The sequence below is a fragment of the Cohnella sp. genome, assembly GCF_041640265.1.
GTDB lineage: Bacteria > Bacillota > Bacilli > Paenibacillales > Paenibacillaceae > Cohnella.
Genome location: NZ_JBEQAP010000058.1, coordinates 26,362 through 35,051, shown reverse-complemented (window position 1 = coordinate 35,051; position 8,690 = coordinate 26,362). Strand labels below are relative to the sequence as shown.

At 43.9% G+C, this 8,690-nt stretch carries 9 protein-coding genes and 3 pseudogenes; all 12 read right to left on the bottom strand.

The features are described from left to right. A pseudogene (locus tag ACESLK_RS26240) lies at positions 1–137 on the bottom strand (group II intron reverse transcriptase/maturase); the annotation flags it as partial. A 391-nt stretch (positions 138–528) separates the two neighbouring features. After that, a complete protein-coding gene (locus ACESLK_RS26235; protein WP_373232753.1) occupies positions 529–1,311 on the bottom strand; it encodes an SDR family oxidoreductase in 783 nt (260 codons plus the stop codon). Between the two features lie 53 nt (positions 1,312–1,364). Then, positions 1,365–2,708: an SCP2 sterol-binding domain-containing protein gene (locus ACESLK_RS26230; RefSeq protein ID WP_373232752.1), complete on the bottom strand. Its 1,344-nt coding sequence runs from the start codon at positions 2,706–2,708 to the stop codon at positions 1,365–1,367. 52 nt (positions 2,709–2,760) lie between these two features. Beyond that, positions 2,761–3,153: a MarR family winged helix-turn-helix transcriptional regulator gene (locus ACESLK_RS26225; protein ID WP_373232751.1), complete on the bottom strand. Its 393-nt coding sequence runs from the start codon at positions 3,151–3,153 to the stop codon at positions 2,761–2,763. 338 nt (positions 3,154–3,491) lie between these two features. Continuing rightward, positions 3,492–3,911 carry a cupin domain-containing protein gene (locus ACESLK_RS26220; protein WP_373232750.1) on the bottom strand — a complete coding sequence of 140 codons (420 nt, stop codon included), beginning with the start codon at positions 3,909–3,911 and terminating at the stop codon, positions 3,492–3,494. Positions 3,912–3,974: 63 nt separating this feature from the next. Then, on the bottom strand, positions 3,975–4,418 hold the full coding sequence (locus ACESLK_RS26215) for an SRPBCC family protein (RefSeq protein WP_373232749.1): 444 nt from the start codon (positions 4,416–4,418) through the stop codon (positions 3,975–3,977). Beyond that, positions 4,411–4,731: an ArsR/SmtB family transcription factor gene (locus tag ACESLK_RS26210; protein ID WP_373232748.1), complete on the bottom strand. Its 321-nt coding sequence runs from the start codon at positions 4,729–4,731 to the stop codon at positions 4,411–4,413. Before ACESLK_RS26210 ends, ACESLK_RS26215 begins: the two co-directional genes overlap by 8 nt. Before the next feature lie 219 nt (positions 4,732–4,950). Beyond that, a pseudogene (locus ACESLK_RS26205) lies at positions 4,951–5,127 on the bottom strand (alcohol dehydrogenase catalytic domain-containing protein); the annotation flags it as partial. A 44-nt stretch (positions 5,128–5,171) separates the two neighbouring features. Then, positions 5,172–6,173: pseudogene (locus ACESLK_RS26200) on the bottom strand (NADP-dependent oxidoreductase). Between the two features lie 36 nt (positions 6,174–6,209). Then, positions 6,210–6,962, bottom strand: coding sequence for an SDR family NAD(P)-dependent oxidoreductase (locus ACESLK_RS26195; protein WP_373232747.1), 753 nt, complete (start codon positions 6,960–6,962; stop codon positions 6,210–6,212). A 155-nt stretch (positions 6,963–7,117) separates the two neighbouring features. After that, positions 7,118–7,903 (bottom strand): SDR family NAD(P)-dependent oxidoreductase, encoded by a 786-nt coding sequence (locus ACESLK_RS26190; protein WP_373232746.1) that lies wholly within the window; start codon positions 7,901–7,903, stop codon positions 7,118–7,120. 81 nt (positions 7,904–7,984) lie between these two features. Next, positions 7,985–8,563 carry a TetR/AcrR family transcriptional regulator gene (locus tag ACESLK_RS26185; protein WP_373232745.1) on the bottom strand — a complete coding sequence of 193 codons (579 nt, stop codon included), beginning with the start codon at positions 8,561–8,563 and terminating at the stop codon, positions 7,985–7,987. Between the last annotated feature and the right edge of the window lie 127 nt (positions 8,564–8,690).

Genomic DNA, 8,690 nt, shown 5'->3' with positions numbered 1-8,690 from the left:
AAACCATTAGACTCCCAATATTGGTTGTTTAATGCTCGACCCAAGATCGGACTTCCAGCAATACGCCAATACCCTTTTCGGGTATTTCCCCACTCTAAGGCTTTATCCTTGGGCACGCCTAAGGATAAAGCCTTTTGATTTAATTCGAGGACACCATGCAGATGAGCTTTCAACATGTAAACAAAAGAACCGTAATGCATCTGCACCATCATTCCCGGATTCATAGGAATAAACAGCTTCTGCTGAATTGCTTCTTCGTACAATTTATTCATTGGCCCGCACCAACCGCCGGTATAGACAGCCTGTTTCACCTCGTCATGAATGTAAGGCGAGAACGAATATTGCTCAATAAATTGAAAGCCATGTGGATATTTTTTACCCAATTCAATAACCCGGTTCCAACCCAACTCGAACTTTTCACGAATTCCCCCCAAAATACTAGTTGGCGAAACGATCCGCCAACTCTTTGCCAATCCCGCCCGACACCCCCGGTGATAAGAACAGTTTGCTCATCTAGCAGTCCACTTCTTAACTCTTGGTTTGAGCCAGCATTTTATCAACGGTTTTGCTCATCTGATTTAAAATAAACTGAGGTGCAACACGACTCATGAACTTCAGCAAACTGCTCTGACCCGGCAGGATTTCAAAGCGATCATTTTTCAAACCCTCGATTGTGTACCTGACCATCTTACCGGCATCCATTGGCTTTACGCCTTTGATCTCGTAACCATCAAGAGCTTTAATTAAAGGGGTCTGAATCGTTGGAGGCGCCAATTCAAACACTTTAATATTCGTAATTTTTAGCTGCATTCGCAATGATTGAGTAAATGAATGAATACCGGCTTTCGTCGCACAATATACCGGCAATACCGGATAAGGAACAAATGCAAGTGCGGATGAGACATTCATAATCGCAGCAGATTTCTTCGCCTTTAAATGCGATAAGAATTGGTTCACCATGCGGATCGAACCGCTGAGGTTAATTTCAATCTCGCTGCTGATATCCTCTAAATCAACCTCTTTGGTATGAAGATTCAATGTACGCATAACCCCTGCGTTATTAACTAGAAAATTCAGTTCTGGAAATTGGCTGGTTACTTTTTCAAAAAGGTCAGAAATGGCCTTTGGATCACTTACATCACACTGAAATGTGTGAACGCTTGGCAGTTTCTTTTTGGCTAGATCCAGCTTGGACTGATCCCGCCCGGTAATAAGTACGATATTCCCCAGCTGAAGGAGCTGATTAGCAAGCTCGAATCCAATCCCGGATGTTCCACCCGTTATAAGAATTGTGTTGGAATCCATTTTCATAAAAATCAATCCTTTCTCTATAAATGATTTATATTAGTGTATACACACTCTTATTAAGCAAAGCATTTCTCAAATTTCATCAACAATTGGGGGTTCCCTTTGATCCGCAGTTTTCTTGTCAACAATGCCACAGCCACATTTTTTTCCTTCGCCACGATCTTAAGCCACGTTTTACTATCCACCGTAATCCGAATATCCGGCTTGCCGTGAAAACCGTCCCTAATCTGGAGCTTATTGTCACGAATGTCGATCGTCGTTTGTCTCGTTTCATCTCCAGTGAATGCAAAATAATAGGTGCAGTTTAAACCCGACGCCTGCTTCGGCTGGAATGCATGAGGCATGAGGGTGATCAAAAGGCGGATCGTGTTCGGCCTGAGTCCATTCCCGACGCGTTTTATCGTTTTATGGGGAAACCGTTTCGCGACATACGCTTCCGCATCGGAGCCAGGGGTTACATACACCGTCTCCTCTTTTGCCTGCAACGGCTTTAATACATCATTCATGAACCCTTTACGGTCTTTCAGAAACGGCCCGATCACATCATCGCCCGCCGGACAAACCGACAAGCAATAAGCCGCTTTGTAGTTAGCCCCGAAACTCAAACTTTGCCACCAAGAAGTCGTTTCGGTTAGCGATACTTCATTCCGGTACTCTTTGACGTTCTTGCTGTCCACGACCGTTTCCACAAAGTCGCTGAAACCGCCCATAAACTCACGATAATTGTGCGTAGCGCATGAAGAAAAATTAAATTGTCCGTCAGCACCGATCGCGCCCACAGGGCAGGCAGATACGCAAAGCTTGCATTCCAGACACGGGTTGTAGTCAATCGGCCGATCCTCCTTGTTGACCCGGGCATCCATCATAACGGCACCAAGCAGAATGAAGTTTCCGAATTTCGGATGAATCACGTTGCGATGGATGCCTATATGGCCTAACCCTGCTGCAACGGCAACAGGTTTGAGCGAAACGACCCAGGCCTTTCCGGGAAACTTATCCATTTCCATCGGGAAACCCATTGCTGCATTTAAAGCCCGTATCCCTCGCGCTTCCAAAGCGGACACGATATGATGGGCTGTCTCCGCTACCTTATCGCCGGTATGATGAAATTCAATATTGGCAAGGGATCGCGCTGGTGTGCGGATCGGTTCTCGATTCATTCTGGCAACGAAACTGATCATCGTCTTAGCATGCGGAAATGCGGACAGAATGTCATCACGCTGATCATCCAATTCGGAGCGTTCAATGGATATAACCCCGACATCGTCAGCTCCGGCCTCAAGACACAATTCACGTATCCACTCATAATCAACCGTTTCGTTTTCAAGAGTGGTGGATTGCGCAGAGGATTCGTAGTAACGCACAACTGTGGGATGTTTTTTCATATCGGCCACTTTCATCTATCCTTTCTTTTTAAGTGTATATACACCCTTTTGGTGAAAAAAATTAATCTTACCTGTTCAGCTTAACGATATCGGACAATTGGCCCTGCAAACCTTTATAACGGTCATCGCCCATATGTTCTCGAATACGGATTTGCACCTGTTCCCATAACGGCAGCGCACGCTTAAGAAGGTCCCGGCCGTCGGACGTCAGAGCAATAAATCGTTTTCTGCGATCCTCCCCTTCCGTAATCGACACCCATCCCTGTCTCTCAAGCGGCTTGAGATCCCGTGGCAGTGTGGTCCTATCCATCAGAAGTATTTCGGAGAGAGATGTAATGGTGACAGGCCCGGCCTGTTCAAGTGCCATAAGGACAGACAATTGGGTTGCCCGAAGCCCGACTGGTCTTAAATATTCATCATATAAACTGGTAATGAACCGGGACGCTTTTCTTAAATTCAAGCAAGCGCACTCTGTTGTATAATCGGTCGTCCCTGAAAAATCTGAAGTTGAATTATGTTCTCTCATAAATATGAGCATATACACATATTGTGTCGATGTCAATCTGTATAATCATCTTAAACCTAGTCCTGCGAATAAGCGAGCATTCGCGAGAAAATCATATCCTCCGACAATAATGTGTAGTAGCGATACGAACATACTCCCATTAGCGACATGTAAGAACCCTCCGCTTCTGGAGAGTTCTTTTTACGTGAGATATTTAGCGATTCGTTTAATTCGTTTCCTGTTAACTTTAACATATTTTCTGAGTATTGGGTTGTATTTTATAGTAACTGATCTTATTCCTGCCAGGTCACTGGTTTATCGAGTACGACGCCATCCGTCTTCACCCATTGACGGAGACTGCCCGCCTGGACTTGAATTACGATGAAAAACAAATCCCCAGTACCGTTATTGCGTAGAGTGCGTTCTCCTTCAGGTGCAACGCGAACCGTCGTTCCTTCCTTAACATCAAAAATCTGTCCATCCACCTGGAACTGACCTCGGCCGCCAATGAAAAGGTATAGCTCCTCATTTTCGCGATGTGTGTGATAGAACGGGACTGCACCTCCCTCCGGAAGTTGGTTCAGTGAAACCTCCATACCGGTTAGTTCAAGCCTATCCTTCAGAAAGTATTTACCTGGGATGGGGTCCTTCGACATACTCAAAAGACTGCTAAAAGGACCTGCTTCCACAACGTTGAAATGATTTCCATTCATTTGTAAACTCCCTTTCAATTTGAGTTTATTAAAGGCACACGAAGAATTAGCCTAAGAGTTAAATTAAAAGGCTGGCAGGGTTTTGCCTGTTTCGAGCAGGCTCTTTAAATTGCTAAGAATAACAGGCCAGCCATTATTAAATCCTTCCAATTTGCCTTCATCTTTGCGAATATCCTTTTCTAATAAATCATCGTGTCGGAGCGTCAGTTTTACAGTAGAGTTCATAGGTGTTAATTCGTAAGTAACTTTGGAGATTCGATCTCCTTCAACGTCTTTGACACTCCAGGAAACTGTGAGTAAACGATACGGTTCGTATACAAGAACTTCGCCGAAATCAACAACCTTACCTTTATTCATCAATTTAAAGCTGGAACCAACCTGCCAATCCGAAACGATTTCACGACCGAAAAAATACTGTTTGGTGAATTCACTGTTAGTTAGGGCTGCCCAAAGCTTCTCAGGTGTAGTTGCAATGTAAGTAACGTAAACGAATGAAGTTTTATTCATGCCTAGAATCCTCCTCCAGGGCTTGCTTTAGTGTGTTTAATGCCTCAATCCGGTGACGCTCAAACTTGCCGATCCAACGTTCATAAATTTCTCCGATTGGAACCGGGTTAAGATAATGAAGCTTTTCGCGGCCTTGCCAGACGACAGTAACAAGATTTGCCTCTTCCAGTAGCAGAAGGTGCTTCGTAACAGCTTGACGACTCATTGTCATTTGTTTACAGAGATCTGTTAAGGATTGTCCGTTATTTGCGAACAAGAGGTCGAGTAATTCTCTGCGTGTTCCATCAGCAAGTGCTTTAAAAACTTTTTCCATTTCAAGGCATTCACCTCCTTGCTCCTATTATATGCAACTTTTTAGTTGCATGTCAAGCCGTGTAAGATGCACGAGTAAGGCGGGAAAACGATTAGAACCATGAAAGACATGTCGGTGGTTTTATCAAAAGCGCGCGTCACGATGCTGATATGAGGATTGATGAATTTGTAAAAAAACGCGAAGAGTAATATACCTGACTTTCACACAAACAACCGCTCTCTATCCGTTTAGAGAGCGGTTTCGTTTCATTCCCTTTGCAACAACATATTCTGCAAAAGCACCCATTGTATCTAGTGGCATTAGTGCATATACTCTGTCGCCCTTTTTAAAGACTGTCACTGCTTCGCCAACCGATTCAATTACACCTGAAAGTTCATTCCCAAGTGTTAACGGAAATTTATAGGTAGCTGTATATTTGGACTGCTTTCATCATGTTCTCCTTAAAAATTGATAATCACCTTCCCTTTTGGACGTCCATTTGCGACTAGTTCTAGCGCTTCATTTACGTTGCCTATGGTAAATAGTGTTGAATGAATTGGTGGAACAATGTTGTTTTTTTCAATGATTTTGGTAATCTCTTTTAGTTGTGCGCCATTAGAACGAACGAAGATAAAGCGGTATTCCACGCCGTGTTTCTTGGCTTTGTTGTCATACTTTGCGCCAACAAGAGAAAATAGCTTTTGTTTCCACCATGGTAAGTTATTGTCTTCTCCGAAGCGTTTATTTGGTCCTGTTTTTAGAGAGAGCAATCTTCCGCCCGGTTTAATGATTTTTAATTCATTGTCAAATTCTTTGGCCCCCAAGGTATCAATCACATAATCGACATTCGACAACAAGTCAACATAGTTTTCCTTTGTTTAATCCAAATATTGATCTGCACCAATCACCAAAGTGCGTTCGCGTGCTTGTGAGTTGCCACTTACAATGACATTTAGACCCATTGCCTTTGCAATTGGGACAGCCATCTGACCAAAGCTACCCGATCCACCTGGAATGAAAACGGATTTTCCAGACTGTGCCTCAAGTTCTTCATTTAGGCCTTGATACGCTGTAAGTCCAGTCAAAGCTGCAGCAGCGGCTTCCACGTAGGATAAGTTTTTTGGCATGGGAGCGATTGCGGCAGCGTCAATTGCGGCATATTCCGCAAAAGCACCAATTTTTCTCAGTGGGAGACGTGTATAGATATCATCTCCTACGTGAAAGTCTTTCACATTTTTTCCGACTTTTTCGATAACTCCTGACAATTCATTGCCTATCGTTAATGGGAATTCATAATCTTGAATCACTTTCACGCTGCCTGTGATAACTAACATTTCGAGTGGATTGACCGCGGCAGCTTTAACCTTTACCAAAACTTCGTTATCGCCGATTTCTGGAATTGGAATGTCATTGACTTGCGCATGGATTTTTTTTGAGTACTTGGTGATCTGAGCTGCTTTCATGAGTGTTTTCGTTTTAATCAGCATCCTTCCGTTGAGTTACAAACTTTCTAGTATCGGATAGATTTTCTCTGTTAATTTGAATTCATAGTTTTGGTCTACAATTCCTACTACTGCATTACTATCGTAAACTTCCAGCATAAAGTCTGCCATTTGCTTAGCTGTGTGGTACATAGGGAGATTTGCTTTGTAATCAAATTCTTCTATGCCCATCGAATTTTTCACAAATTCCGTTTCCGTCAACGCTGGTGCTAAAACCTTTGCCTTTATTTTCGCACCTTTCAGTTCAAGTTCTTTTGCAAGTCCTTCGGTGAAGGCACTAACATAATATTTAGAAGCAGAATAAGCAACACTACCAACAGCAATTACATATCCGAGTGCCGATGATACGTTAATTAACTGAGTTCCTTCTACATCAGCATAGTCACGCACAAATAGTGTAGAAAGGATGGTCAAGGATTCGATATTAACACGTAACATGGGTTCCACTTTATCTAAATTCTGATCCGCTACAAAAGAGGATTCACCAAGCCCGGCATTATTAATCCAAGTCTCAATTTTATACTCCTTTAGATCGTTATACAGGGTATATGCCTGTTCTGTGACAGACAGGTCACTTGTACGAATAACAACATCTAAATCAGAATTTATTTCCTGAATTTTTGATTTAAGCTCTTCTAATCTTTCCAATCTTCTAGCTACAATAATGAGGTTTTTGCCTCGAGCCGCAAACGCCAATGCTGTCTCATAACCTATTCCTGAACTTGCTCCTGTAATAACTGTATACTTCATACGATTCTCTCCCTATTAAAATTATTTTTTGGATAATTGAAGAATGATCATTCTATTTTAGTGAAAAAAAGAAAGGTTAGAGCTAAAATTTCACGCTGAACAACACTCCTTTAAATGTTAGGATACCTGCTTCTTTACAAGAAATCATATCAAATTCAATGCCCCGCTCTTTCCTGTATGGATCTGATCATACGGGTCACCATCTTGCGCGGCATCAACCGCGGAAGGAACGCCAAGAACCGGTTGCGAGCCCCTGGCATTATGAACGTCTTGCCGCGCAAGAAGCCTCGGTACGCTTCGTCAGCCACCTGCCCGGCCTCCATGATGCCGCCCCTCTGGAACAGCTTCGAGGCGCCCATACCCGAACGGTCGACGAAGCCGGTTGACGTCAGCCCCGGACATAGTGCCGTAACAGTCACACCCGTGCCACTCAACTCGTTCCCTAGAGCCTCGGTGAACGACAGCACGTACGCCTTCGACGCGTAGTAAACAGACATCATAGGTCCCGGAAAAAAAGCCACCAACGAAGCCACATTCATCACGCCCCCTTGGCGCCGTTTGACCATATCCGGCAAGAACAGCTTCGTCATAACAGTCAGCGCCTTGATATTGACGTCAATCATATTCGTCTCTTGCTCAAGCTGCGTCTCCATGAAGGTCCCATACAAACCGAAGCCCGCATTATTGACAAGATAGTCGACGGCGATCCCCTTCTCCTTGAGTTCCGCGGCAATCTCCTCCGGCACGCCGTGTGACGCGACATCCTTGGCGATGACCGTCGCTTGGGTGCCATATTTTTTCCGATATTCCTTCGCGAGCTCCAAAAGCTTACCTTCGCTGCGCGCCACCAGCACCAAATCAAATCCTCCCTTGGCGAAACGATCCGCCAACTCTTTGCCAATCCCGCCCGACACTCCGGTGATAAGTACAGTTTTTCTCATTTTATAGCCCACCTTTAACATTAATAAATCCCGTCAATTTTCGGGAACGGTCATTCTAATATAATGAAAAAAATAAATCCATCACCCTCCTAAAAGCTTCATCGATATATTGGCTATACTGTAAAGTTTTTCTTTGGCAATCGAGGTTCTTGTCATTACCCTTAACCCAACCGAAACATTATGCAGATATTCCGCCAGTTCCCCGGCATCGTAATCAGAGGTAAATTCACCGTCCCGCTGCCCCCAAAGAATAATTTCCTTGAGCATCTGCTCTGTTGTTGTGAACGCTTCAGTGGACTTTGTATCCACATCTGCATCGCGCGCTGCCAATTCCACCGCCGAATTCACCATTAAACAGCCGGAAGGCAAGTCCTCTTCTTCGCGAGTCATGAAGCCAAAAAAAATCTGTAGAGCTTCCGCAGCAGTCTTGGAGCGTTTAAGTTCTCCTGGAATCGCGGCCTTGACTTTGTCAACATAACGATTCATAGCTTTCAGAAACAGCGTATGTTTGTCGCCAAATGTGTCATACAAGCTTCTGCGATGGATTCCCATATGCTCGACCAGATCGGTTATGGATGTCTTCTCGTAACCTTGTTCCCAAAAGAGCCTCATCGCCTTATCCAATACCGCGGTCTCTTCGAATTCTTTGCTTCTTGCCATTCCATTTCCCTCCTCCCATCGTTAATATAACATATTGAGAACGTTCGGTAAAGAACCATTTCGTTGATTAACTTTTCTAGTATACCTTACGCTTATCCGTATTATCTAACATTTTTATTCCTTTCGT

Coding starts and splice junctions, on each gene's coding strand:
- ACESLK_RS26235 (WP_373232753.1), bottom strand. CDS start 1,311: ATGAAAATGGATTCCAACACAATTCTTATAACGGGTGGAACATCCGGG.
- ACESLK_RS26230 (WP_373232752.1), bottom strand. CDS start 2,708: ATGAAAGTGGCCGATATGAAAAAACATCCCACAGTTGTGCGTTACTAC.
- ACESLK_RS26220 (WP_373232750.1), bottom strand. CDS start 3,911: ATGAATGGAAATCATTTCAACGTTGTGGAAGCAGGTCCTTTTAGCAGT.
- ACESLK_RS26215 (WP_373232749.1), bottom strand. CDS start 4,418: ATGAATAAAACTTCATTCGTTTACGTTACTTACATTGCAACTACACCT.
- ACESLK_RS26210 (WP_373232748.1), bottom strand. CDS start 4,731: ATGGAAAAAGTTTTTAAAGCACTTGCTGATGGAACACGCAGAGAATTA.
- ACESLK_RS26195 (WP_373232747.1), bottom strand. CDS start 6,962: ATGAAGTATACAGTTATTACAGGAGCAAGTTCAGGAATAGGTTATGAG.
- ACESLK_RS26190 (WP_373232746.1), bottom strand. CDS start 7,903: ATGAGAAAAACTGTACTTATCACCGGAGTGTCGGGCGGGATTGGCAAA.
- ACESLK_RS26185 (WP_373232745.1), bottom strand. CDS start 8,563: ATGGCAAGAAGCAAAGAATTCGAAGAGACCGCGGTATTGGATAAGGCG.